The sequence below is a fragment of the Bacteroidia bacterium genome, from assembly GCA_039924845.1.
Taxonomy (GTDB): domain Bacteria; phylum Bacteroidota; class Bacteroidia; order DATLTG01; family DATLTG01; genus DATLTG01.
The window spans coordinates 24,297-50,687 of record JBDTAC010000001.1; the positions used below are offsets into that span (position 1 = coordinate 24,297).

Annotated in this window: 14 protein-coding genes and 1 tRNA gene; 10 read left to right on the plus strand and 5 right to left on the minus strand. The window is 35.6% G+C overall.

The genetic code is table 11. The annotated features are described in order from the left end of the window. Window positions 1–21 precede the first annotated feature (21 nt). Entirely contained in the window at window positions 22–1,455 is a 1,434-nt protein-coding gene (locus ABIZ51_00100) for a hypothetical protein (GenBank protein MEO7087175.1), read from the minus strand. Between the two features lie 157 nt (window positions 1,456–1,612). On the opposite strand from ABIZ51_00100, the gene proS reads away from it, so the two are divergent. The 3 genes from proS to ABIZ51_00115 all read left to right on the plus strand — a co-directional run bounded on the left by proS (window position 1,613) and on the right by ABIZ51_00115 (window position 3,983). Further along, window positions 1,613–3,073, plus strand: a complete 1,461-nt coding sequence (proS, locus tag ABIZ51_00105) for a proline--tRNA ligase (GenBank protein MEO7087176.1) — start codon at window positions 1,613–1,615, stop codon at window positions 3,071–3,073. A gap of 31 nt (window positions 3,074–3,104) precedes the next feature. Then, on the plus strand, window positions 3,105–3,800 hold the full coding sequence (locus tag ABIZ51_00110) for a hypothetical protein (GenBank protein ID MEO7087177.1): 696 nt from the start codon (window positions 3,105–3,107) through the stop codon (window positions 3,798–3,800). A gap of 111 nt (window positions 3,801–3,911) precedes the next feature. Continuing rightward, a tRNA-Glu gene (locus ABIZ51_00115) sits at window positions 3,912–3,983 on the plus strand. 575 nt (window positions 3,984–4,558) lie between these two features. On the opposite strand, the gene ABIZ51_00120 is transcribed toward ABIZ51_00115, so the two are convergent. Next, window positions 4,559–8,080, minus strand: coding sequence for a hypothetical protein (locus ABIZ51_00120; protein ID MEO7087178.1), 3,522 nt, complete (start codon window positions 8,078–8,080; stop codon window positions 4,559–4,561). Window positions 8,081–8,143: 63 nt separating this feature from the next. On the opposite strand from ABIZ51_00120, the gene ABIZ51_00125 reads away from it, so the two are divergent. The 7 genes from ABIZ51_00125 (at window position 8,144) to ABIZ51_00155 (ending at window position 17,119) form a co-directional block, all read left to right on the plus strand. Further along, the gene (locus ABIZ51_00125; protein MEO7087179.1) at window positions 8,144–8,911 is read left to right on the plus strand and encodes an exodeoxyribonuclease III; all 768 of its coding nucleotides are present in this window, start codon (window positions 8,144–8,146) and stop codon (window positions 8,909–8,911) included. Window positions 8,912–9,029: 118 nt separating this feature from the next. Beyond that, complete coding sequence (locus tag ABIZ51_00130) at window positions 9,030–10,787, plus strand: ABC transporter substrate-binding protein (GenBank protein ID MEO7087180.1); 1,758 nt, start codon at window positions 9,030–9,032, stop codon at window positions 10,785–10,787. A gap of 136 nt (window positions 10,788–10,923) precedes the next feature. Further along, window positions 10,924–12,141, plus strand: a complete 1,218-nt coding sequence (locus tag ABIZ51_00135; protein ID MEO7087181.1) for a hypothetical protein — start codon at window positions 10,924–10,926, stop codon at window positions 12,139–12,141. A gap of 162 nt (window positions 12,142–12,303) precedes the next feature. Further along, the gene (gene asnS, locus ABIZ51_00140) at window positions 12,304–13,695 is read left to right on the plus strand and encodes an asparagine--tRNA ligase (protein MEO7087182.1); all 1,392 of its coding nucleotides are present in this window, start codon (window positions 12,304–12,306) and stop codon (window positions 13,693–13,695) included. A gap of 11 nt (window positions 13,696–13,706) precedes the next feature. Then, window positions 13,707–15,167 carry an RNA polymerase factor sigma-54 gene (gene rpoN / locus ABIZ51_00145; GenBank protein MEO7087183.1) on the plus strand — a complete coding sequence of 487 codons (1,461 nt, stop codon included), beginning with the start codon at window positions 13,707–13,709 and terminating at the stop codon, window positions 15,165–15,167. Window positions 15,168–15,216: 49 nt separating this feature from the next. Beyond that, window positions 15,217–16,500 carry a tyrosine--tRNA ligase gene (gene tyrS / locus ABIZ51_00150; GenBank protein MEO7087184.1) on the plus strand — a complete coding sequence of 428 codons (1,284 nt, stop codon included), beginning with the start codon at window positions 15,217–15,219 and terminating at the stop codon, window positions 16,498–16,500. Between the two features lie 415 nt (window positions 16,501–16,915). Then, entirely contained in the window at window positions 16,916–17,119 is a 204-nt protein-coding gene (locus ABIZ51_00155; protein MEO7087185.1) for a winged helix-turn-helix domain-containing protein, read from the plus strand. A gap of 235 nt (window positions 17,120–17,354) precedes the next feature. Here ABIZ51_00155 and ABIZ51_00160 read toward each other — a convergent pair whose 3' ends face one another. From ABIZ51_00160 to ABIZ51_00170, 3 genes are read right to left on the minus strand one after another with little or no spacing between them, the layout of a single operon-like run. Further along, window positions 17,355–19,454: an HDIG domain-containing metalloprotein gene (locus ABIZ51_00160; GenBank protein MEO7087186.1), complete on the minus strand. Its 2,100-nt coding sequence runs from the start codon at window positions 19,452–19,454 to the stop codon at window positions 17,355–17,357. A gap of 1 nt (window position 19,455) precedes the next feature. Continuing rightward, window positions 19,456–20,379 (minus strand): DUF2279 domain-containing protein, encoded by a 924-nt coding sequence (locus tag ABIZ51_00165; GenBank protein MEO7087187.1) that lies wholly within the window; start codon window positions 20,377–20,379, stop codon window positions 19,456–19,458. Between the two features lie 9 nt (window positions 20,380–20,388). Continuing rightward, window positions 20,389–26,367 carry a hypothetical protein gene (locus ABIZ51_00170; GenBank protein MEO7087188.1) on the minus strand — a complete coding sequence of 1,993 codons (5,979 nt, stop codon included), beginning with the start codon at window positions 26,365–26,367 and terminating at the stop codon, window positions 20,389–20,391. Window positions 26,368–26,391 lie beyond the last annotated feature (24 nt).

Genomic DNA, 26,391 nt, shown 5'->3' on the forward strand with positions numbered 1-26,391 from the left:
CAATTATTTTTTACTGTTTATTTAGCGTCTTCCACTGCTCGCATGACCGCCGCCACCGGATGAATGTCCGCCTCCGCCGCCGCCACTGTAGGAAGCATGTCCACCGCCACCGCCATAAGAAGCATGACCACCACCTCCATAAGAAGCGTGATTTCCGCCACCGCCGTTAGAGCTATGACCACCACCATTGTAGTAGGAGCGGTTGTAGGAATTGCTCCTAGGAGCTGTGTTGTAATGCTGACCCGATCCGTTATAACGATAATTATTATTTTGGTTTCCATTATAACGTTGCTGACGGTTATTTTGGTTGTTATTATGGTATTGAGGCGCTTGTTGAGAATTGTTGTTATAATGTGCTGGCTGAGTATTTTGACGATTTGAATTTACTGCAGTATTTGAAAGATGTGGAGCTGTTGTATTTATCCGTTGTACCGATTGGTTTTTAGTAGTCTTCGATAAGTTATTTACTCTATCATAAGATGCTGCCACATGCACAGGTTGTGACATTTTTTCCGATGAAGCAGTTAAATTTGTCACATTAGAGTGAGAAACAAAGAGTTCCGGATTATTATGCCCCATACTTCCATTTACAGCACTTTGATAACGTTGTGCAAAAGTAGTATTCGAAACATTGTTCGGATGAGTTGTTATTCTACTGTTTGAGGAATTTGAAAATCTCGGTCCGTAGTAATAACTGTTATTGTCGTAGCTGTTGTAATAATAACTACTGTTGCAACCAGCCCAGCCATTGTTATAGCCATAACCACCACCCCAACCATAACCATAACCATAGCCTCCTCCATAATAATTCCATGGATTGTAACCAAAACCGTATGTAAAACCTCCATAATAACCAGGGAAATAAGAATAGCCATAGTAAGCAGGTCCCCACCAAGGAGATCCCATGTAAATGCTCATTCCAAATTGATATGGATTATAGTTGTACCAATAGGTATTGGTATAATAATCATCGTAATAACCTAAATCGGAAGGATTGTCAAAACGGCGGATTCTGGCAGAATATTCATAATCATTGTAATCGCTCGGATCGTAGTTGTCGTCATTTGCGTAAGCATCGTCGTCATTGTAATTTCCGTTATTCGCTTGCTGATTGTTGTTGTTGTAATAATTCGAGCTATCTCCGGAATTATTTTGATTCGATTGATAATTATTATTTTGATTCTGATTAGTCGCATAGCCATTATTCGACTGATTATTTTGATTCTGATTAGTCGCATCACCGTTGTTCGACGGATTATTTTGTTGCGAATTATTCGAATTCTGTGGAGGCGTGGTGTTATTTTGCGCCGAAGTATTTGCATCGTTGGAAGGAGTATAATAGACATCATCTGAAGTAGATGAGTTGTTACGACTTTGACTCAACCCTTGAGGGGCGATGCAACTGCCTGCGAAAAGTAGACTTCCTGCTGCAACTATTTTTACGATTGTTTTCATGATGTCCTCCGATTTATTATTTAGATACTAAAACGATGTAAAGGTTTAATTTTTTATTTTCTATTTTTGTCATTCATTTTTTGGGATGAAAAAATAAATTTGAAATTTAAAATTACAAATATTATACCACAAATCTAAAATAGAGAAAAAAGAATTTATGAACCGAGAAGAAAATTATTCGCAATGGTACAACGATTTGGTTGAAAAGGCTGATTTAGCACAACATTCAGCTGTTAAAGGTTGCATGGTTATAAAACCTCACGGTTATGCTATTTGGGAAAAAATGCAAGCCGTATTGGATAAAAAGTTTAAAGATACTGGACATTCCAATGCCTATTTTCCGCTCTTTATTCCGAAATCTTATTTTAGTAAAGAAGCCAGCCACGTAGCAGGTTTTGCGAAAGAATGTGCTGTTGTAACGCATTATCGTTTAAAAAATGCACCCAATGGTTCTGGAATCATTGTGGATGAAGATGCCAAATTAGAAGAAGAATTAATTGTTCGGCCTACTTCAGAAACCATTATTTGGGATACGTACAGAGGTTGGATTCAATCGTATCGTGATTTACCTTTACTTATTAATCAATGGGCAAACGTAGTACGCTGGGAAATGCGAACACGATTATTTTTACGTACAACCGAATTCCTTTGGCAGGAAGGCCACACAGCGCATGCTACTTCTGCGGAAGCAGTGAAAGAAGCGGAACAAATGTTGGATGTGTATGCTGATTTTGCTGAAAATTGGATGGCTTTACCTGTTGTAAAAGGAGTGAAAACAGAAAATGAACGTTTTGCAGGTGCGATTGAAACCTATTGCATTGAAGCGTTGATGCAAGATGGAAAAGCATTGCAAGCGGGTACTTCTCATTTTCTTGGACAAAATTTCGCGAAAGCATTCGATGTAAAATTTACAAATAAAGAAGGTATACTGGATTACGTTTGGGCAACATCTTGGGGCGTTTCCACGCGATTGATGGGGGCATTAATTATGGCGCATTCGGATGATCAAGGCTTGGTAATTCCTCCAAAATTAGCGCCGATACAAGTAGTTATTGTTCCTATTTACAAAGGCGAAGAACAACTTCAAGCCATTTCTGAAACAGTTTTGAAAATTAAAAGATCCTTGGAAGAAAAAGGTGTTTCTGTAAAGTATGATGATCGCGATACGCAGAGACCTGGCTGGAAATTTGCTGAATATGAAATGAAAGGCATTCCAATCAGAATTGCCATTGGCGCAAGAGATATGGAAAACAAAACAGCTGAAATTGCCCGTAGAGACACGAAAACAAAAGAAACCATTCGTCTGGATGAAATCGAAACAAAAATTCCAGCTTTATTAGAAGAGATTCAAAAAAATCTTTTTGAGAAGGCAAAAAATTTCAAAGAAAAAATGACGGTGGAAGTAAATTCCTACGAAGAATTTAAAAAAGTAATCAACGAAAAAGGCGGATTTGTAATGGCACATTGGGATGGAACATCGGAAACAGAGCAAAAAATAAAAGACGAAACAAAAGCTACGATTCGCTGTATTCCCTTGAACAATAAAAAAGAAAACGGAACGTGTATTTTAACGGGAAAGCCTTCCGTGCAACGCGTCATGTTTGCCAAAGCATATTAATTAATAATATATTTGTTAGACCTCATTTATCATGGCACAAAAAGAAAATCCGCACGAACTCATCCTCAAAACGCTGAAAGAAAAAGGAGGAATGAATTTAAAAATAGCCGAAAACAGGAATGCGGCTTTTGAAGATTTGAAAAAAATTGCTAAAAAAACGGCAAACGATTTGAATGGGAAAATGGATTCTTCGAATATTAAAATTTCTGTTGTTTACAAGGATAAAGGTCCACTCGAATTCGAACTTGCCGTAGCAGATGACATTCTCATTTTTTACATGCACACCAATATTTTCGAATTCGATAAAAGCCACGCTTTGTGGAAAACATCCTACTTGAAAGACGATGCATCCCGTTCGTATTGTGGCATCATAAACATTTACAATTTCTTATCAGATTCCTTTAAATACAATCGCACCAGCGATGTTGGATACATGATTGGACGTATTTTTATCAACAAAGATTCTCATTATTTTGTAGAAGGCAAAAGGCAATTAGGCTTTTTATACAATGATTTTGTAAACGAAACAATTGATTCCACTAAGCTTGAAAATATATTAGAATCCGCTATTTTGTATTGCTTAAGTTTTGATTTATTGACGCCGCCTTTTGATACGGTAAAAGAAGTCAGTGTTTCTGAAATGCAAGAAGTAACCGATAATTTACAAATTAAAACTGGAAAACGGCTGGGTTTCCGCTTTCAGGCAGACAACGATCAGATTGATTAATGCAAATTTTTGCAAGTGCGTACACAAATATTTTTTCTGATTTTACTTATTCCCTCTTTTTTTTGTAGAAAGAGAAAAAATAACATACATTTGCGCTCCATTTTAAAAAATGGCCCGTTCGTCTAGGGGTTAGGACGTCAGGTTTTCATCCTGGTAACAGGGGTTCGATTCCCCTACGGGCTACAAAAAAGGGAAATTCACTAAAAATAGCGAATTTCCCTTTTTTATTGTTTTTTAAAATTCTTACCAACAGTACAATTAGTTCTATTATTTCATTAGGTTTTGCGGTTCGATAAGTATTTTCGCTGAATATCAGTTATTCAGGAAAGATCAAACCAACACTCTTAACTTTCTGCTCTAAAAAGGGCTCTTTTATACTAAAACAGGTGCTTATATAGAGCATCAAAATGAAAGATCTTCTTCAAAAGAATACCTCGTAAATGAACAAATTATCAAAAATAGTAAACATGGTGTCCGAAATAGTAGAATAGCGAATGATACAAGCGTGGCAATAATAAGATTTCGAACTTTTTTACTCATCTTTTTTAGCCTTTCATATTAGCCGCCAATCCCCTCGTAGGCGCGAAGATGAAGCATTGGCTTTGTGCGTTGCACTTCGTAACTGATTAAACTTATAAGCTGCGCTTACAAATAAGTTTTTTGCCTTCAATAGATAGGTTTGAAAATTATATTTCAAACAGCTAAAATAGATTTAAAAATCTATCAATCAAAAAAATATTCTTTGCGGTACAACTCATTTAAAAAAAGGCTCTTACTTGTGCGCCTCCGGTGTTTACAATATTAACGCCTTCCGATTTCCGTCCGTCGTAAGTAATGCTTAATTGCATGTTATTGGAAAGATTGCGTTGGTACGAAATACCCCAAGTAAAATTATTTCCGTTTCGTAAGCCGTCCAACATTTCGAAAGCGAGAGCTGTATTTGCCAATCCGTTATAATTAATGTTCACATAATCTGCTTTCAAATTAAAACTCCCGGTGGAAAGCACATTGTATTTTAGTTCGGTCGTATAATCTTGTTCGATGGCATTTTGTCCGCCATCGCCCACACTATTTTGTTTGTCGGTATATTTAAATGCAAAGCTGAGGCGGAAAACACTTCCGGGTTGATAGCTAACTTTCGGCGTTGCCTGATAATAACGGATGTTGTAATTATTGGCAATAAAGTATTGCGAATTACTGAGTTTCACTCCGTCTTGATAATTGCTTGTGAAGGTCCATTTTTGAGAAAGATTCCAACGCAAGTTTACTTCTTTGTAAGTATTTACGCGCGCATCCAATCCATAAGTAAGCAATGATTTATTGCTGATGTTTTGCCAACCGGCATCTATCCCGAAAACGGGATCTAAGGGATTAAAAAAAATGGTGTTCCGAAAAGAAGAGTTGAGCGAAACCAAACTGGTATCCAATGTGCTTTGCATAAAAGGATTGTACGCCGTAATTAAATTGCTATTGGTTGTTTGCTTGTCGGTGCGATACGCTGTTTGATCGGAGAAGTGAGAAATTATTTTTTTGAAGCCCGTTTTATTTGCCCAAATAGCTGCGGGTCGCAGGTTAAGTTGTTCACTAAACTGGTCGGTATACGTTTTTATGTATTGATTGGTGGGCGTATAAACGCGGATATAATCTGCTTGATCTGGAAAAGCCGCAATCGGAAACTCGTTTAATTCCTTGATGCCGTCGCCATTATAATCTACCCAAGTGTAAACGCCTTGTCCTGGTGGAACTTGAATATATGTGTATTGTTGTTTGGCTTGTAAACCAGATCCGATTTGATAAAAAGAGTTGGAGGTAAGTGTACCTTTAAATGCTCGAAAATTGTATTCAATTCTTCCCAATACAGAGTTATCCGGCTTTTGCAGCGAAATGGTGGTGTCCAAAATTTGTAATTGACGATAGGTAATAGTGGCTTTGAACAAGCTATTACTATTCTTCAAAAAATTAAAATTGAATGAAAAATTTCGAGCAAAATCGGCTTTTTGCAAGCCATTGTTTTTTTCTGCATAATCAGTGCGTTGTAAATAATCGAAGGCACATTTGTTTTTTACTGTATCTGCATTGCTGATAAAAGCTTCTTGTTGAAAAAACTGATAACTGTTTGCTTGTAAACTGTCCGAATTCTTATTGATAAAATGATTCACTTCGGAAGCTTCTTTCAAACCTATTATCAAAAAAATAATTTTTTGAGAGGCGGAAATATAGTGCCGTAAAAAATCAGTTTTATCCACTAATGTTTTTGTATTGAGATAACTTCCGTTGAAATTAAGCATGAAATTTTTATCTTTATAGTTTCCAGACAAGCCATTTTTCAAAGCATTGTAATCGTTGCCTTCATAAAAAGTATTAAACGTATAATTGATCATTCCTTTGGTTTGATTAGATAAGCCGAGGTTGGCGCCAAAAATATTTTGGTTGTTGTAAATGGTTGAATTGCTACGGTTCCAATCGCGATCAAATTCGGTGCTTCGATACGTTTCAATCGGTGCAAAATTTTTCTGAACGGCTTCATAATCTATAGAAGAAATAAAATTCCAGAAATCCATTTTCTTTCGCTCCATACTGTCGCTGCTCAACGGAATTACATTATTGAGTTTCATTTTCAAGCCGTAGCCTACATCGTTTTGCTTGCCGATAGTCGAAAAAGTATTGACATCGTTATTGCTCAAAGCTGTTTCTACTGTTACATTACTGTATTTCGAAAGCAAGTAATCGGCGCCGAGTGTCAGCATTTGTTTCTTTTTAGGCGTAACGAGTAAAGCAACTGGTTCGTAAGCGCCTTGCGGTACGCCACTTATAGGAGTAATCCACTGAAAGACTTTTCCGTTGGCACTTGAATTTATCGGATTGTAATTTCCTTTTCCTTGTCCTACTAGCCCGAAACTTAGTTGAAAATGGGCTTTCGTAGAATCAATAGAATAGGCATAAATCGGATATGTAATAAAATTAACAATCGTGTCTTTTTTGGCATATAATACTTCCGAATTATTAAAAGCAACACTGTCGACACTCGGCGTTATAGCTTGCTGAATGCTATCTCCAACGCTTGCTATTAATTGTTTTTGTTGTTGTGTAAGTTGTTGTTGCAGCGGTTGACTTTTACTATCTTGTTCCGAATAGGCATTAAAACGCAGTTTCAATTTTTTGGTATCGTATTCGTCTCCAAAATGAACGAGTGAGCGTACGTAATTTTGGTCGGAATATTGGAATTGCGCCACAATCCGCGTATCTTTTGTGATAATGTGTTTCGGTGTAAACGTAACTTCGGCAGTATTATAATTAATTACGTAATCGTTGTCTTGCCCGCGCACCATCAGTTGCCCGTCAATATAAATTTGTTCTGTTCCAGATAAAACGATGACATACAATTCGTTTTCTGCGCCATTTAAGCGATACGGTCCTTGGTTTCCATCAATTCCAATAATTTCATTGCGCGAAAATTTTCCTTTAGAAATAGCAGCGCTGAAAGTTGTCTTCATCACTTTTGAGGTATCTTTTTTAGTGGACGAAATCGGGAACAGTGTGGAAAAGCTCAAGCCAGAGGCTTTTTTATCAAAAACCATAAAATAACTGTTGGGTCGCGTAAGTAAAAAATCGCCCGCAATTAATTTGGAACGTTTATCTGTTAATTGAATAAAAACTCTATCGAACTGCTGCAATTGCTGCGTATTTCCATCGGGCTGGATTGGAATATTATTATCCGTAGCCGCCATTAAAATATCAATATTATTAGTCAAATGTCCGGAAAGCTGCAAATTCAAATTCGAATTGACAGAAACATCTTGCGTATTGCCCATAGTAATACCTCTGGAAATACTGCCGCTTTTGTTTAACCCTGTCGTTTTAAAGGGATCTGTGTCGGTTGTTTTGTCCACATCGTATTCAAAAGGATTGTAGTTTCCAAAAATATCTGGACGAATTTTATCGACATTTTTATGCTGCCGCGATTGTGAAAATAAGTATGGAAAGACACGATAGGAGAGAAAAACCTTTTTTCCGGCAACCTGTTTTTGAGGTATTTTTTTTAGATCAAAAATAAGTAAGGCATTCACATAATCTATGCGATAAAAAGCAGAATCCATTTTTACGGTGTCCGAAAAATTAATTTTCAAAGAGCCCGGAATAATGCTCAACGAATCTATTTTTACGGTATCTTTTTCAGATAAGAAAATAAATTTGGTGTGTATATTGCTTCCGCTTTGCGCGAAAACAGTGCAAGGCGAAGCTAAAATAGAAACAAGGAAAATCGAAAAAAAAATTTTCACAAGTCGAATTTATTGATTTTTAGTTTAATTTATACTTTTGACAATTATACAATACGTAAAAAAATGAAAAAAATTATATCCTATAATGTAAATGGTATTCGATCGGCACTTAGCAAAGGTTGGATGGATTGGCTAAAAGCAACCGATCCAGACATTGTTTGTTTGCAGGAAATAAAAGCAAATCCAGAACAATTAGATCTCACGCTTTTCGAAAATGCAGGCTATCATCATTATTGGTATCCCGCTCAGAAAAAGGGTTACAGCGGTGTTGCCATTTTATCGAAACAAAAACCCAAACACGTAGAATACGGTTGTGGCATCGAAAAATACGATGCGGAAGGAAGAGTTTTACGCGCCGATTTCGAAAATTTTTCGGTAATGAGCGTTTACATGCCTTCGGGCTCCAGCGGAGAGGAGCGTCAAGCATTTAAAATGGAGTGGCTCAAAGATTTTCAAAAATACATTGACGGTTTGAAAAAAAAATTCCCAAACCTGGTTATTTCAGGCGATTATAATATTTGCCATAAACCCATCGACATTCACAATCCGGTGAGTAACGCCAATTCTTCGGGCTTTTTGCCGGAAGAAAGATCGTGGATTGACGGTTTTATGAAAAGTGGTTTTGTGGATACATTCCGACATTTTAATGCAGAGCCACACAATTATACTTGGTGGAGTTTTCGCGCCAATTCGCGCGCAAAAAACTTAGGTTGGCGCATCGATTATCATTTGGTGAGCAGTCCCTTGGAAGCAAAACTAAAACGTGCCGTTATTTTTCCGCAAGCTAAACATTCCGATCATTGTCCGATTTTAGTGGAACTGGATTTTTAGTTCAAAAAAATAATTTTTTGAACGCTTTTTTACTTTTCTTTAAAAAAAGTATCATTTCTAAATTTAATCATTACATTTGTAATGTAGTTGACTTTAGCTTTAATTCATCGAAGAATATATGAAGAAAATTTTTTACACCCTACTTGTATTGGGTTTCTTGAGCTCATGTGGCGGAAATCACAATGATAACACAGACAATCGCGTCGCAAAAGGCAATGTATCTTATGGTGGCGTTTTTCGGATGAATGAAGTAGAAGATTTTAGGAGCCTTTTTCCTTTGAATGTTACGGAAATTACCAGTTTTCACATTACATCTCAAATTTACGAAGGATTGGTAAAACTTTCGCAAAGCGATTTAACAGTAATACCTTGTATCGCTCAAAAATGGGATAAAAGTCCAGATGCAAAAACGTGGACTTTTTACCTTCGTAAAAATGTTTATTTTCAAGATGACGCTTGCTTTCCGGACGGAAAAGGGAGAGCCGTAACTGCAAAAGATTTCAAATATTGTTTTGATCAATTGTGTGCTGTTAGTCCGCAAAACCAACAATACCAAGCTACTTTTAAGGATCGCGTAGAAGGTGCTAATGAGTATTATCAATCTACTATTGATAAAAAGCCTTTGGTTGGAGGCGTTTCAGGAGTAAAAGTGATTGATGATTACACCATTCAAATTACGTTAAAATATCCTTTCGCGGGCTTTCTTAACATACTTACGATGCCAGGCTGTTGGCTGTATCCAAAAGAAGCAATTGATAAATATGGAATTGATATGCGTTCAAAATGCGTTGGTACTGGACCTTTTCAAGTAAAAGAAATGAAAGAAGGCGATGCCGTTATTTTAACCCGCAATCCAAAATATTGGGACGTGGACGAATTTGGGAACCAACTTCCGTATTTAGATGCCGTTAAAGTGAGCTTTATCAAGGAAAAGAAATCGGAATTGCTCGAGTTCAAGCAAGATCATTTAGAAATGGTTTTTCAACTTCCTACCGAATTTATAGATGATATAGTGGGCGAAGTACAAAATGCTAAAAAAGTCAACAATTTCAATTTGCAAGTAGAACCGGCGATGAGTATTTTTTATTACGGTTTTCAAAATCAAACTGTTCCTTTCGAAAATAAAAAAGTACGCCAAGCCTTTAATTACGCAATTGATCGTGAAAAAATTGTGAAGTTTACGCTGCAAGGAGAAGGCATTCCGGGCTTTTACGGAATTGTTCCACCTTCCTTCAGTAATTATGATTACAAAGACATAAAAGGCTATGATTTTGATGTCAATAAGGCACAAAAATTACTTGCCGATGCAGGATATCCAAACGGGAAAGGATTTCCGAAAATTACCTTGCAAACCAACAGTGGAGGAGGAGATAGAAACATTCAGATTGCCGAAGTCATCCAAAAGATGCTGAAAGAAAATTTGAATGTAGATATAGAAATAAATGTGATGCCTTTTGCGCAACATTTAGAAGCATTGGAAACGGGCAAAGCAACTTTTTGGAGAACGGGCTGGATTGCCGATTATCCCGATCCAGAAACATTTCTTTCCTTGCTTTACGGACCTTATGTTCCGAAAACACTTTCTGAAAAATCGTACATCAATTCTGTGCGTTATAAAAGTGCCAAATTCGATTCTTTGTTTTCCATGGCTTTGCGCGAAACCGATGATACCAAACGTTTTGAATTGTATAAAGATGCCGACCAAGTGGGCATAGACGATGCGGCTTACATGCCAATTTTTTATGAAGAAAATTATCGTTTGGTTCAAAAATATGTGAAAAATTTCGACATCAATGCGATGGAATACCGCGATTTAGAAAAAGTATATTTCGATAAAAAAGAACAAGAAAAAGAACAACAATCTTTGACACAATAATTTTATAAAATTTTTATTTTAAAAAACCCGCGAAAAATTTCGCGGGTTTTTTAATGCTCGAAAAAAATAATTTTTTGAAACGCATTTTTAATATTGTATTTTTATCGAACCGCAAATTATTGTAATAATACATTGCATGAAACGAAAAATAAAATTTCTATTTTTTCTAATTCTGATTTTTGCTTTTGCACAAATTAGCAAAGCCCAAAATAAACAATTGCATTATACTTCTTATGGAAAAGATTCTACTAAAACAGAAGTAGATTGGTATAATAATCATCAAAAAAGGAAAGAAATAATTACTGAGCCAAATGGAATTGAAGTGAAAAAATATTGGTGCGCAAATGGGCAATTGTTATTGAAAGATTCTTTAAAAAATCATTTACTGATAAACCGATTGGTTTGTAACGATACTAAAGGAGTTCCTTTAAATATAGGAACATTCAAAAATGGCAATGGTATTTTGTTAAGCTATTCCGATATGGAATATTTTTATGGTGGGGACAACACTGATAAAGTGAAAACAAGTTATACTTACAAAAACGGAAGACGATATGGATTGACAGTAACTTATTTTGATTATCCAAAAGATACTTCGGGAATATATCATTACGATAAAAATGGTGCTGTTACTGGAAAATATATTCAATATTTTTCTAATCACAAAGAGGCAGAAGTGGGCTATTATAAATCTGGACAGCAACAAGGTTTGGTAAAAACTTACAACACAGATGGTAAATTGATAGAGGAAAGCAACTACGTAAATGGAAAATTAATTAGCAAAAAAGATTTTTTAAATGAGAACAAAGTTGTAGATGATAAAAAAAGAATCGCAATTATTAATTCATTTTTAAATGCACTAAAAACAAATTACAATCCAGATAGTGTTCGGTTTAAATATTATTATCCAAAAGTACTTGCGCTTCTTTATAGTAAATATTTAGCTTTTAGTGAAAGTGATACATCTGATATTTATCAACAACAGAAAGTAGATATAAGAACAGAAAATAACTTGATAAAAGAATTAAGTGATAGTGTAAAAAAGAATAAATATATTGTATTGAATTACAAAACAGCAGAAATAAAATATCCTCATGTCGCTTCTTATAGTCGTTATTCGTCCAGTCCAACCAATTCGTATTACTATTCATTAAAAGATGTATTTGTTATAGTTTTTGAAAAAAAATTCTACCGTTACATTTTGATGCGCGGAAATAAAATACAAGATATTCTTTATGGTATTTATAATCCAAAGGCTCTTGATTATTGGGTATTTCCAGTTGATTATGGATATACTTATAAAGTAAATTTTTGGGATGATACTGTTAAAATACCTTTGATTTTAAAGAAGTAATTTAAAAAATAATTTTTCAAAGCCCTAAAATCAACACGAAAATTCACCTTCAAAAAAATAATTTTTCAAACATCTTTTTCTTTCTCCAATTATATTCTAACAAAACCTTGCCGAACGGTATAAATTTCGTTTTTTTGTATTCGGATTTTTATCAAAATAATTATGACACTTAAAAGAACAAAGGTGATTGATTTGCTGAAATCAGCAGATTACGGAAAAGAAGTAATAGCAAAAGGTTGGGTACGCACCAAGCGCGGAAATAAAAATGTAGCGTTTATTGCGCTCAACGATGGCTCCGTGATTCATTCCATACAAGTGGTGGTAGAGATTGCAAATTTCGGTGAAGAAGCATTAAAAAATATTTCTACCGGAGCGTGTATTGGCGTAGTAGGAACACTTGTGCAATCACAAGGACAAGGACAAGCCGTGGAAATTCAAGCAACGAAAATAGAAGTGTATGGCATTGCCGATGCGGAAACTTTTCCCTTACAGAAAAAAGGACACACACTCGAATTTCTTCGCGAAATAGCACATTTGCGTCCGCGTACCAATACGTTTGGAGCCGTTTTGCGCATTCGTCATGCAATGGCTTTCGCGATTCATAAATTTTTTAACGACAAAGGATTTTTCTATTTGCATGCGCCCATTATTACAGGATCGGATGCAGAAGGCGCGGGAGAAATGTTTCACGTTACCAATTTTGATTTGGCAAATCCAGAAAAAAATCCAGACGGAACCATCAATTACAAAAAAGATTTTTTCGGAAAAGAAACCAACCTCACTGTTTCCGGTCAGTTGGAAGCAGAATTGGGCGCATTGGCTTTGGGTTCTGTTTATACTTTTGGTCCTACATTTCGTGCAGAAAATTCAAACACACCGCGCCATTTGGCGGAATTCTGGATGATTGAACCAGAAATGGCTTTTTGCGATATTCATGATAACATGGATTTAGCCGAAGAAATGCTGAAATATTTAGTGCGTTACGCCTTGGAACATTGCAAAGATGATTTGGAATTCTTAAATACAATGTACGACAAAGAATTATTGAATCGTTTAAAATCTGTTACTGTAAAGCCTTTTCAGCGATTGTCTTATACCGAAGCAGTCGAAATCCTTCAGAAATCAGAAAAGAAATTTGAATTTAAAGTCGAGTGGGGAACGGATTTGCAAAAGGAACACGAAAATTATTTGGTGGATCATTTCGCTTCACCTGTTATTCTTTCGGATTATCCGAAACACATCAAAGCATTTTACATGAAACAAAATGACGACGGAAAAACGGTGCGTGCAATGGATGTTTTGTTTCCGTATATCGGAGAAATTATTGGTGGATCACAGCGCGAAGAAAATTACGAAAAATTAATTTCACGCGTTACGGAAATGGGAATAAAAGAAGAACATTTGTGGTGGTATTTAGAAACACGAAAATTTGGAACCTGCGAACACAGCGGCTTCGGACTCGGATTTGAACGTTTGGTGATGTTTATTACTGGTATGACAAATGTGCGCGATGTGATTCCGTTTCCGCGAACTCCGCAAAACGCTGAATTTTAATTTTACAGAAAATGTTAAATCAGAGATTACAACAAAAGCTTCTTCAAAAACTTTCACCACAACAAATTCAGTTGATGAAAATGTTGCAATTGCCAACCGTGGCTTTGGAAGAAAGAATAAAAGAAGAAATAGAAACGAATCCTGCGCTGGAAGAAGGTTCTGACGAAAACGATGCTGACGCAGATGAGCTTCAAGATGAATCTTTTGATGAAGGAACCCACGATGAAGACCACGAGCGCGATGATTTCGCGATGAGCGATTACATGGACGATGATGACGGCGCGCTGTATAAATTACAAGTAAAAAATACTGGACCAGATGACGATCGCAAAGAAGTTCCTTTTGCTTCGGGCGTTGGTTTTCACGATGTGTTGGAAAGTCAGTTGGGAATGTGCGCCTTGAATGATAAACAACATCAAATTGCAGAATATTTAATCGGAAATATTGATGATGATGGCTATTTACGTAGAGATTTGAATTCAGTAGTGGATGACATCGCTTTTTCTCAAAACATTCACACAACAGAAGCTGAATTACTTTCACTTTTAAGAACAATTCAGGAATTTGATCCCGCAGGAGTAGGCGCGCGAACTTTACAGGAATGTCTTCTTATTCAGTTGCAACGCAAACATCCGAAAACAGAAATTGTGGAGATGGCGATAAAAGTGGTGCAAGATATGATGGATGAATTTTCTAAAAAGCATTACGATAAAATAGAAAAAAAATTAAATGTCAATCCGGATGTGTTGAAAAATGTGATTCACGAAATTTTAAAACTCAACCCAAAACCCGGTAGTTCTGCGGCAGATACGGAAAAAACATTTCAACAAATTACACCTGATTTTACGATTTCGAACAACGAAGGAGAATTAGAAATTTCGCTTAATTCTCGTAATGCGCCTGCCTTACGTGTGAGCAAAGATTATCAAGCGATGTTGGCTACGTACACGAAGAACAAGGAAGATCGCGCGAAAAAACAAGCTGCACTTTTTGTGAAACAAAAAATTGATGATGCCAAATGGTTTATGGATGCCATTCAGCAACGTCAGGAAACCTTGCTGATTACGATGCAGGCGATTATGGAATATCAACATGACTATTTTTTAGAAGGCGACGAAACGAAACTTCGCCCAATGATTTTAAAAGACATTGCGGAAAAAGTAGGTTTGGATATTTCTACCATTTCGCGTGTGGCGAACAGTAAATATGTGCAAACACATTTTGGTACTTTTTTGATAAAATCTTTTTTCTCCGAATCGCTTTCTACCGATAGTGGCGAAGAAGTTTCGACACGCGAAGTGAAAAAAATTCTTTCGAATTGTGTAGGCGAAGAGAACAAGAAAAAGCCGATTACAGACGATGCGCTTGCCAAAATATTGAAAGAAAAAGGATACAACATTGCGCGTAGAACCATTGCTAAATATCGAGAACAATTAGATATTCCAGTAGCGCGACTACGAAAAGAATTGTAAATTTTCATCGCTCAAAAAAATAATTTTTCGAAGACTCAAAAAATAGAACGTGAACAAAAATTTTATAGAAGAACTGAAATGGCGTGGCATGTTGCACGATGTAATGCCTGGAACAGAAGAAATTTTAAACAAAGAAATCGTGTCGGGCTATATAGGTTTTGATCCAACGGCTGATTCCTTGGGCGTTGGAAATATGGTGCAAATTATGACACTGTTGCATTTCCAAAAATGCGGACATAAACCCATTGTGTTGGTTGGCGGAGCTACCGGAATGGTAGGCGATCCATCGGGAAAATCGCAAGAAAGAAATTTGTTGGATGAAAACACTTTACAACATAATTTGGATTGCCAAAAAAAACAACTCAGTCAGTTTTTAGATTTTAATTGTGGAGAAAATTCGGCTGAAATAGTTAATAATTACGACTGGTTTAAAAATATTTCTTTTTTAGAATTTATTCGCGATACCGGAAAACACATCACTGTAAATTACATGATGTCGAAGGATTCTGTGAAAAATCGTTTGGAAAACGGAATGTCTTTTACCGAATTTAGTTACCAATTAGTGCAAGGATTTGATTTTTATTATCTCTGGAAAAATAAAAATGTGAAACTGCAAATGGGCGGCTCCGACCAATGGGGAAATATTGTTACTGGAACGGAATTGATTCGCAGAAAGTCGGCAGGAACAGCTTTTGCACTTACAACGCCATTAATTAAAAAAGCAGATGGAACAAAATTCGGAAAAACAGAAAGTGGAAATATTTGGTTAGATCCGAAAAAGACTTCTCCGTACCAATTTTACCAATTTTGGTTGAATACAACTGATGACGATGCGAAAAATTACGTCCGCATTTTTACGCTTTTCTCGAAACAAGAAATAGAAGCGATGGAGTTAGAACATGCGCAAGCACCGCATCTGCGACTGTTGCAAAAAGCATTGGCGAAAGATATTACTTTGCGCGTACATTCCGAAGCAGATTATTTAGCGGCTGAAGAAGCGTCTGAAATTTTATTCGGAAAAGGCACAACAGAATCGCTTCAGGAACTTTCGGAAAATGATTTTTTAACTATTTTCGAAGGTGTTCCGCAAGTAGAAGTTTCAAAAACAGAATTAGAAAAAGGAATCAATATTATTGATTTGGTTTCGGATAAAAATATTATTTTCCCCTCTAAAGGTGAAGCAAAAAAAATGATTTTAGGAGGAGGCGTTTCGCTCAATAAACTAAAAGTGGAAGACCTAAATCTATCAGTAAATACAAGTAATTTATTGAATGGAAAATACTTGTTGATACAAAAAGGGAAGAAAAATTATTTTTTGATAAAAGCGATTTAGTATTGATTTGAAAATTAAAAAAAGAGTCCTCAAAAAAATAATTTTTCAAATCATTTTTTTAATTTCTTTTTTCTTGAAAAAAGGGACATTTTGTACTTGATACGGAATCTGCGCGTAAGGGAAAGTCTCATCTAAATTATCTCCAAAGGAGGACTTATTATTCTGCTCCATAGGAGCAAAATAGTAATAATGAATAAGCAATCGTTAAACCATTTTTAGATCTGAGGGAGCGAAATAATATTGAGTACAAAGAGAAATATTATTTCGCCTCTTCGGAACTTTATTTTCTTAGAACATTATTGCTAATAAGATTAAACTCATAAGGAGCTATGAAATAAATTGTGATTTTGGGTACAGCAATCGGAGTAATAGTGGTTATGTTGCCAAAAAAGCACAATGAACAAACATTTATAAAATGAATATAGAAATACCTAAATTTCACGAAACCTTTAATCCAATTTTGGAAATATTGAGTAATGAAGAAACAATTCACACAAGAGAATTACAAAAATTAGTTATTGGAAAATATTTTTCGCAGCTAACAGAAGAACAATTAATAGAAAAAACAAAATCCGGCGAAAATTTAGTTAACAACAGAATTGCTTGGGGTAAATCTTAGTTGGAGCAATTGAAAAGGCAAAAAATGCGCATCATAAAATAATATTATTGGACGGAAATAAATTAGTTGATTTAATGCATGAATTTAATGTAGGAATTCAAATTAAAGCAACTTACGAAGTAAAAAAATTAGACGAAGATTTCTTTGACGAACAATAAACACAATCGCTAACAATGGTTTTACGTTAGTTGGAAAATATCATTTCAAAACAATTCAGAATCTACTCATTGAAAAATTAATTTTTCGGATACTCCATCCGCACGTGGTAAATATTGACCAATTTACGTTTCAGAATTTTTTTAACAGTTGTAATATCTTTGAAAGTAATATCCGCATTGTCAAATTGTTTTTGCTCCATTTGTCCGTTGATAATTTTATCAATTAAAGCTTCAATGGTTTCCTCTTCAAAAGATTTCAAACTTCGAGAAGCTGCTTCTACAGAGTCTGCCATCATTAGTACAGCAGTTTCTTTCGAATACGGAATTGGTCCTGGATAACGGAAATCATTTTCATCCAACATGCCATCCAACACTTGTTTTTTATACGTATTAAAGAAAAAAGCAGTAACCATTGTTCCGTGATGCGTACGAATAAAATCAATAATTTTTTCAGGAATTTTATGTTTTCGTGCCTTCTCAATGCCTCTAATAACGTGGCTTATAATGATAGATGCACTTTCTTCGCTGGGTAATTCTTCGTGCGGATTTACGCCTGTACTTTGATTTTCGATAAAGAAAAAAGGCATATCCATTTTTCCGATATCGTGATACAGCGCGCCTGTACGCACTAATTGAGGATTTCCGCCAATACTAAAAATGGCTTCTTCCGCAAGGTTTGCCACTTGCAAAGAATGTTGAAACGTACCGGGTGCTTTCGATGCCAATTCGCGCAACAGCGGATTATTAGTATCGCACAATTCCATCAAAGAAACATCCGAAATAAAACCAAATGTTTTTTCAAAAACAAAAATAAGCGGATACGAAAAAAGTGTAAGTCCGGCACTCAGCAAAAAATAAATATAATTGTGCCAATTTACGGCTTCGCTTGTATCGCCTTCCACAATTGAAATTCCTATAAAAGCCAAGCAATACATAAAGAAAATAATTCCAGCAGAATAAAATATCTGAGAACGTTTTCCCAAATTTAAAATACTGAAAATCGCAACCATCCCCACCACTAATTCGATGAAAATAAATTCGAAACGATTGGGCGCGAGAAAAGATAAAATCAGGATGTTGACCAAATGTGTAAAAAGCGCCACGCGCGTATCAAAGAAAGCACGCGTCATAATCGGTAAAATACAAAACGGAAGGATGTAAATGCTGACATCGTATTGCGCTGAAAATACTGCCATCATTACAAATATGACAGTCATCAATAAAATAAAAGTAAGTTGAGAGTTGTCTGAAAAAACATTTTTTCGAAACAGAAAAATGAAGAAAAATAAAACCGATAAACAAATCGAGACAACAATTATTTGTCCGCCCAAAATGAAAAAATAATTACTGCTGTTATTAGTTTGTCCTTCGTATTCTGTCTTTAAAGAGTGTAATATTTCGTATTTATCCGCATCCACAATTTCACCTTTTCCGATGATACTTTGATCTTTTACAATTTCTTCGTGCGAAGGCGAAAGGCTTTCCAATTGCTCTTTTAAGGCTTTGTCAGAAATATCTTTGTCGTAAAAAGTATTTTGTGCGATACAATTTTCCAATACCGGAAGCAATACTTTTTTATCCTCTTTTTCATCGGAAGAAACAGCTTGTTCCATAAAATTATAAGCCGTTTGTACGGTATAAAAATCCGCTAATTCTTTTTCGGAAGACGTATTGTTTTCCACTACAAAAATGCTGAAATCCGGCGGTTTATTATCCAACACATCGCTTAACTGAACAATACCTTTTTTGTAAACAGAATCGAGAATGGCAAGTCCTTTTAAATATGCAATTGTTGCGGCTGAATGTTCGATGGTATCTAAATCATCCAGCGTTAAATCTTTTCCTTTTACACTTTTCCAATTTTCTATAAAATGGGTATTGAAAATTTTTTTTTCAGATTCTAAAACGGTATGGTTTACTTTAAAATACGGTTTGAAATTTTTGAGCAATTCGTTTTTTTCTGCCGTTAATTCTTGATTTGTTTTTTGGATGGAGAAATTAAACGGAGCAATTAAATTTTCGTGCTGCCAAGGTTTTCCTTGAATTCCAGAAATATCGTATTTGAATTTTCCTTGTTTCGGAAATAGAAAGACAATCAATATAAGCGTTGCTAAAAAAATAAATATTTTATAGATTTCGGAATGCTTATTCCACAAATAGGTCAGTGCTTTTTTCATCTCAAAAATACAAGGGTTTAAAATAAACTTTTTTCTGAGTAAATTCCAATGTTGGCGCTGGAATTTTTATAAAATCAGTGGTTTCAAAAATGGTTTCAACAAAAGGTGAAACATTTGGTAAGCGAGTAAAATCGGCGCCTGGCGCGAAAAAAAATTTCCGATAACGCTTAAAAACAATCGGATTTCCAAGCGAATCTTTCATCTCTGGATTTTTCATACCGCCCGTCATTCCTTCTGCTCCGTAACCAAAATCCATATCCAACCATTTCGGAAAATTAGTTCCAGTTTTCACAAAAGAAGAAATATTTGCAGCAAACCAATAGGTTTGTCCGTTGTAATCTTTCACTAAATTTTCCCACAAATTACTGCCTAATTCATCCGGACGATAACTCGAATAAATGCTGGCATGATAGGAAAATTGCATAGAAACACGTTGCTCATTCCAAGCCAATTGCTGCCCGATTAACAAAGTTGCACCAAGTGTATTTGCTGTCATATCTCCCATCGAAAATCCCCATTCTTTCGAAAAACCGTCTGCTACTTCTACCGTCGCTAAAAACAGTAAACCCAAGCTGCCGCCGTACCAAATAGATTGTTGATTGCTTACTCCACTCCAACGCAAAGCATCCATTCCTAATCTTCCCACATTGTACGATGTGGTAAAATGACCCATTTTATCCATTTGTTGCCACTCGCCATTATCGTTAAAAAAATGAAAAGGAGAATGCGGATATTTCTTGTACCAAATACGGCTCAAGCCAATCATAGTTACGGCGTAAATCAAGCTTTCTGAAATAACAACTCCCGTAAATCGTCCGCGATTAAATGTAGGCGAAGGCGTAAAAAAATTTTCCTGCGCATTTATGTGCCTCGGAAAAAGAAGGCTTAAAATAAGGAGTAGAAAAATTATTTTTTTGAAGTACATTTTTTGTTTTTATTGCAATAGCTTTTGAGCTTCGTCCAATGTTATTTTTTTTCCATTGTTGAAAGCCACCACAAAAGCGTCTGTAATACCAGCTTTCACGATTTTATCTTTCAAAGTAACAGCATCATCAAAAGTAGAAAAACTTCCTGTCGTATAAATCGTTATTCCGTTTTCATCCACAAAACTATTCACACCATTTCCGCCAAGCGCTAAAAATTTATTTGCTATGTCTAATGGAATTTGTTTTTTGTACGCACCAATTTGAACTTTAAAAACAATTTTATTTCCAAACGTATTTTTATCTGGAACATTTGTATTTGAAGTATTTGGCGGATTTGTTGTATTCGTATTTGTTGGCGGATTACTATTTACTGAATTATTATTTTGCGACTTAATACTTGTCTGATTATTTTGCGATGGCATCACATTCGTGTTCGCATCGCTGGTATATTGGGCTTGTCTGGAACTAATCAAGGTTTTTGCTTTATCTGGATCAATGCGAGTACCATTGTAATACGCCGTTACAAATGCGTCTTTAATTCCAATTTGGACGATCGTATTTTTAGCCGTATTTGCTTTGCCGAAATCGTTAAACTTACCGCTGTTGTAGCGAATAAAACCATTCGTTGTTTTTGCGCTGTACAAAGGCTGAATATTAAATAATTTGGAAGCAGGTTCAGGACGCTTATAAACGCCCACTTGAACCGTATAAAACAATCCTTTTACTTGTACCACATCTGTTGAAACAGCAGCATTCACTGTATTTTCAGAACTATTTGTTGTAGAAATATTTTTATTTTGATTGTCCTGATTTGTATTGCTATCTGCTGAAGATGCTTGTTGTTGTGTATTGTCCGAAGTGTTTTTTTCATTTGAAGAGGAATGCAAAGCAGCCATCGCTTCGTTCATCGGTACACGTTTTCCGTTTACAAAAGCTACCACAAATGCGTCTTTATAACCCATTCCGATTATTTTATTTTTCGCATCGTCTGCTTTGTCAATGCCCGTGAACATTCCGGCAGAATATCGGATAAACCCTTGAGGTGTTGTTTCCCCAATAACAGGTTTCATTCCTTTAAATAAATCTTGCGGAATTTGATTCCTGAATGCACCTATTTGCACTTTAAAATAAACTCCATTCGGCATTTTCGGATTTATTGGAATCGGATTACTTGTAGTATAAACTGGTGTTTGCGAAGCTTCAAAAACATCCGTCAATGAAATAGAAGTTTCATTCACAGCAGTATTTGAATTGCCTTTATTCACCGAATCTGAAGAAGCAGTGGTTGAAAAATTATTTTTCGGAACCGCCGAATTGTCTGTTGTTGTAGTATTCGATTTTACATTTGTATTTGCAGGATTTTCTTGTGTAGAATTTATATTGTTATTCGATGCAATCGTATTCGTTGTATTGTTGTTATCAGAAGTATTCGTGTTGTTTTTAGGATTCAAATTAGTAACCGAATTGGTTGAATTATCCGTATTTATTGGAGGAGTTGAAACAGTCCCAATGTTGGATGCTGTCTGCTTATCCAATGAATTCAAATACGTTGCTGCGTCTGCTTTTTTGTTGATGAAATTGGATTGATTTTGATTCGCCAAAGTAGTTAATGAATCAGATTTACTTTTATTCAAGTTTGCCTGGATTGCTTCGTATTGAGCCTTTTCAAGCAGGTTTTGTTTTTGTTCAGAATCCTTAATGGTATCGGCGACGGTTTTATTTTGTGTCGCAGAATCTGCTTCTGCAGCCGAAATTGTTTTGTAATTATCTGCCGCAGCAAAATTTGTTTTCGAAACATTTTTCAGCGAATCCGACTGATTAATCATCGCTATATATTTTTGATATTCCGCCGTATTTTTAATTTTTTGATTGTCGGAAGAAGCAGTAGAATTAATATTTTGCGATTGATTTTTCAGATTATCAGCTGAAGAAATTGATTGCCCATTATTCGTTTTTACAGTATTGTTTGTTGGATTATTTCCAGTGTTATTAGGCGCAGCATTTATAGCCACAGCAGTTGAATTCGAATTTTGATTTTGATTGAACTGAGTCGCTACATCTGGCGCGTATTTCGAGTAAATCGCAATCGCTTTTTGTTGTTTCGACAAAGCCATATTTTCCTCATTCCGCGCATGTTTCAGTAAATATTCTTTTCCTGTATAATCAGATTCTTGCGCTGCCGAATTTCTATCTTTTTGGGCATTGTTGTAATGAAGTGTTGCGTCATCTTTCATCGCTCCAGCAATCAATAAATCGTCATCGTCTTTGCTGGCAGTGGCTTCCGAAAATTTTTCTATTTCTTGATTGTTTTTAACATACTGAATTTCATCTGCTTTTGCATACGCGTTATCCGACTGCAATTGCGCTTGTTGAGCCTGTGCTTGCGCGGCATTCGCATTTTCAATCAATTGTGTTTTTTGAGCCGTATCTTTTTCCGACGAAGCATTTTGCATCAATTCCGTGTATTTATCATTTTCTTTTGCAGCTTCTTGTTCCGATTGTTTTGCCTGATTTTCATTGTTTACGGCATCAGTAGACGAATACAATGGAATTGTTTTTGTAGCGTCTAAAGAATTATTTTTAGCATTGGAAGAAGTTGTATTTCCATTATCTGAAAAATTATTTTTTGAAACGGTTTTACTTGAATCACTTGTAGAATTAGTATTCGCAGGAGTTACTGTATTATTTTTAGAAGTATTTACACTCGCTGTATTCGTGCCGTCTGAAAAATTATTTTTCGAAATCGTTTTACTCGAATCACTTGTAGAATTCGTATTATCAGGAGTGCCTGTATTATTTTTAGAAGTATTTACTCTCGCTGTATTTGCGCTGTCTAAATTATTATTTTTTGAAACAGTTTTAGTTGAATCACTTGTAGAATTCGTATTATCAGGAGTGACTGTATTATTTTTAGACGTATTTGCACTTGCTGTATTTGTGCTGTCTGAAAAATTATTTTTTGAAATCGTTTTACTCGAATCGCTTGTAGAATTGGGATTTCCTGAATTCGTATTTTCTGTACTCGCCAAATTTTGCTTAATTGTTTCTGCTTGCTGATTGCTTTGTTGCGCAAGACTTTGCTTCGTATAGAAATCCTTTTGCAAACTCGCAATTGTTTGTTCTGCTGATTTTTTTTCTTTTTTAGTTTTGATTGTTTTTAAGTCGGTTTTCTTTTCGGAAATATCATTTTTAATGGCAGCTGCCCAATCGGAATACACCGCAGATTTAGCTTCTTCGCGATTATACGCATCCGGAATTTTTTCTGCTTCCGCTAAAGCGTCTGAATATTTAGTGGAATAATTGCTGCTGTCAGCTGTTTTATTTTCCGTAGAATCACCCGCCGAAAAATTATTTTTTTGAACACTCGAATCTGTAGTAGAATTACTGTTATTATTTGCTATAACTGTTTGTTGATTGGTTGTTTTATTGGTCGTGTCAGCACTGTTTTCTGCAGTATTTGCTTGTTTGTACGACGAAACTTCTGCTTGTAATTTTTGTTTATCAATGGATGAAACATCCGAGTTGGAAGGGTTTTGCGCACCTTGTTTTATCTTCGTAATCATTCCACTCGACATACTCAACTGATCTTTCAGATCATTCGACTCATCCTGTAACTCTGATGCCTTCTTGCTTTCCGAAGCAAGGTCGTTTTGTTTTTGGGTACGTTCCGTTTTTAATTCATTCACCTGACTTTGCAAATCTTGCTTCAATGTTTGATTGCTGCTCGTATCTGCTTGCGCTTGCATTTGATTGATATTGTTGTCCAAATCTGTTAATTGCTGCTGATTATTCTTCAAAGTTTGGTTCGCATCGTTCGCTTCTGTTTGCTTATTATCCGCATCCGATTTCAAATTATTATACACATTATCAGTACCAACAGGCTGCTGATTCATTTTTTCCAAACTATCTTTTTGCACCGCCAATTGTTTCAAGGCATCGTCCGCATTTTTAGAATTGGAATGAACAACTTTGTCTAATTGCTTCGCATAATTTTGAGAAAAGTCCGCTTCTTGGCGCTTTGCTGTGGCATCGCTTTGTAATTTTGTAGCAATGTTAAAAGCAGCCACTGTTTCTTTTGCCGATTTAGAAGCATCCTTTTTTGCATCGTTGTAATCTTCTAAAGCAGCTTGTTTCTGCGATGGATCCTGAGTTTGATCGGCTTTTGTTTGCAATTCATCTGCTTCTGAATTTTTATCTTTCGTTTCTTCGTTTTTTTCGTTTGCGATGGAAAGCGCCATGTCCGCCTGCTTTTGCATGTCTTTCGCTTCCTTATCGGATTCTTTTGCATCGTTGTACGCAATTTTTACGATGTCAGAATTAGATAAATTGGAATTGATAACTTTCGAAGAATCACCGCCACCATCAGTATTAGATACCGTTGAAGAACTATCAGGGCTCGAAGTATTGGAAGATTCCAGCGAATCTTTGTAAATGCCCAAATTGGTATTTTTATTCGCGGCAAGCGAATTATTATTACTATTATTTTGAGAAGTATTTTTATCCTTCTCATTTCCACCGTTCGAAAAATTATTTTTTGAAGACGACGTACTGTCTGCGTTCACATCCAGTTTCGCGCGTTGCTTGATGTAATTCATCGCCAGTAAATAATTGTTGTCGTCTATTGGTTGATCAAATAAATTTTTGATGATTAATTTTCCAGTTCCTGCTTCGTAACTAATTTCTTGTTTCAGCGGTTTCAACTCGTACTGAACAGGAATCGTAACCATGCCTGATTGTGTTTTAAAACCATCCGTTTCTACTGTAAATAAAAATTTTCCGCCATTGGGAAGATTCATAAAATAATTTCCAGTGCTATCATTTCCTTTAAAAATCCCTTCTATTTCATTGGTTTCCATGTTTTGCACCGTAATTTTAGCATCTAAATGTTGATTGTTTTCTGTTTTTACAATTTCTCCTTTAATGATAGAAATATCAACAGGTTTACGAGCTACATTGATTTTATAAATCATAATTTTTCCATCTGGACTGGAGCGATTGGACGAGAAATACGCCATCTGCTCATCTGTATCGGTGATGTATAAAATATCGTCATCAGGCGTATTTACAGGAAAATCAAGATTTACGGGTTGTTGCCAACTTTTTGTACTATCGTTCCAAGTGGATTTAAACACATCATAACCACCCATGCTGTTGTGCCCTTTCGAACAAAAATAAAGTACTTTTCCGTTGGGATGAAGAAAAGGATAATCCTCGTCATATTCTGTATTGATAGGGTATCCTACGTTTTGTGGTTTACTCCATTCTCCCGAAGGTAATTTACGAATCACATAAATATCTTTCCCATTTTCTCCGTTTTTTCCGTAGCTCGAATAATAAATTTGATTGTTGTTTTTTGAAAGAAAAATAATAGAGTTTACTTTTTGTTTTTTATCGTACGGAGTTTTAAAATCATCTGGTTCTACCAATAATTTTCCACCAATATCTGGCAAATTATAGGAAAGAAAATAATCTTCCACCGTCAATTCCTTTTTCTCAATCACATCCAAGCCACTGATGTTTCGCAATAATTTTTTTCCGTTACGACACATTTCAATTTGACGATCAATTTGAAATTTCTCTACTTGAGATTTTTCACCCAGCGTTTTGTATTTCTGATACATCGCAATAGCATCGTCAAAACGATAATTTAAATGATATGCTTTTGCCAAATAATAAAAAACATTTTTATCTACATTGGGTTGTTTGGAAGCATATTCAAGGTATCCAATTGGTTTTTCCTTATCGCCGGTAGAAAGTAAAATACACACGCTAAATTTAAAATTATACTCTCCACTTTTAGGGTCAAGGCTTAGCAATTGCGAGTACAAAGGGTAGGCAGAGGTAAAATCTTCTTTATCGAAAAATTTAGCGGCTTGCTTTTTCAGATCTGCTTCCGATTTATACGCACTTTGTCCATGAACAATCGCGGGAAACGTGCAGCACAAAACAATAAAAACAAATATATAATAGAGATACTTTTTCTGCATCTATTTCTTCCGTGTAATTTTTAT

What these genes read in the sequence shown, in the direction of transcription:
- ABIZ51_00100 (MEO7087175.1), bottom strand. Translation starts at nt 1,455, where the DNA reads ATGAAAACAATCGTAAAAATAGTTGCAGCAGGAAGTCTACTTTTCGCA.
- proS (MEO7087176.1), top strand. Translation starts at nt 1,613, where the DNA reads ATGAACCGAGAAGAAAATTATTCGCAATGGTACAACGATTTGGTTGAA.
- ABIZ51_00110 (MEO7087177.1), top strand. Translation starts at nt 3,105, where the DNA reads ATGGCACAAAAAGAAAATCCGCACGAACTCATCCTCAAAACGCTGAAA.
- ABIZ51_00125 (MEO7087179.1), top strand. Translation starts at nt 8,144, where the DNA reads ATGAAAAAAATTATATCCTATAATGTAAATGGTATTCGATCGGCACTT.
- ABIZ51_00130 (MEO7087180.1), top strand. Translation starts at nt 9,030, where the DNA reads ATGAAGAAAATTTTTTACACCCTACTTGTATTGGGTTTCTTGAGCTCA.
- ABIZ51_00135 (MEO7087181.1), top strand. Translation starts at nt 10,924, where the DNA reads ATGAAACGAAAAATAAAATTTCTATTTTTTCTAATTCTGATTTTTGCT.
- asnS (MEO7087182.1), top strand. Translation starts at nt 12,304, where the DNA reads ATGACACTTAAAAGAACAAAGGTGATTGATTTGCTGAAATCAGCAGAT.
- rpoN (MEO7087183.1), top strand. Translation starts at nt 13,707, where the DNA reads ATGTTAAATCAGAGATTACAACAAAAGCTTCTTCAAAAACTTTCACCA.
- ABIZ51_00155 (MEO7087185.1), top strand. Translation starts at nt 16,916, where the DNA reads ATGAATATAGAAATACCTAAATTTCACGAAACCTTTAATCCAATTTTG.
- ABIZ51_00160 (MEO7087186.1), bottom strand. Translation starts at nt 19,454, where the DNA reads ATGAAAAAAGCACTGACCTATTTGTGGAATAAGCATTCCGAAATCTAT.
- ABIZ51_00165 (MEO7087187.1), bottom strand. Translation starts at nt 20,379, where the DNA reads ATGTACTTCAAAAAAATAATTTTTCTACTCCTTATTTTAAGCCTTCTT.
- ABIZ51_00170 (MEO7087188.1), bottom strand. Translation starts at nt 26,367, where the DNA reads ATGCAGAAAAAGTATCTCTATTATATATTTGTTTTTATTGTTTTGTGC.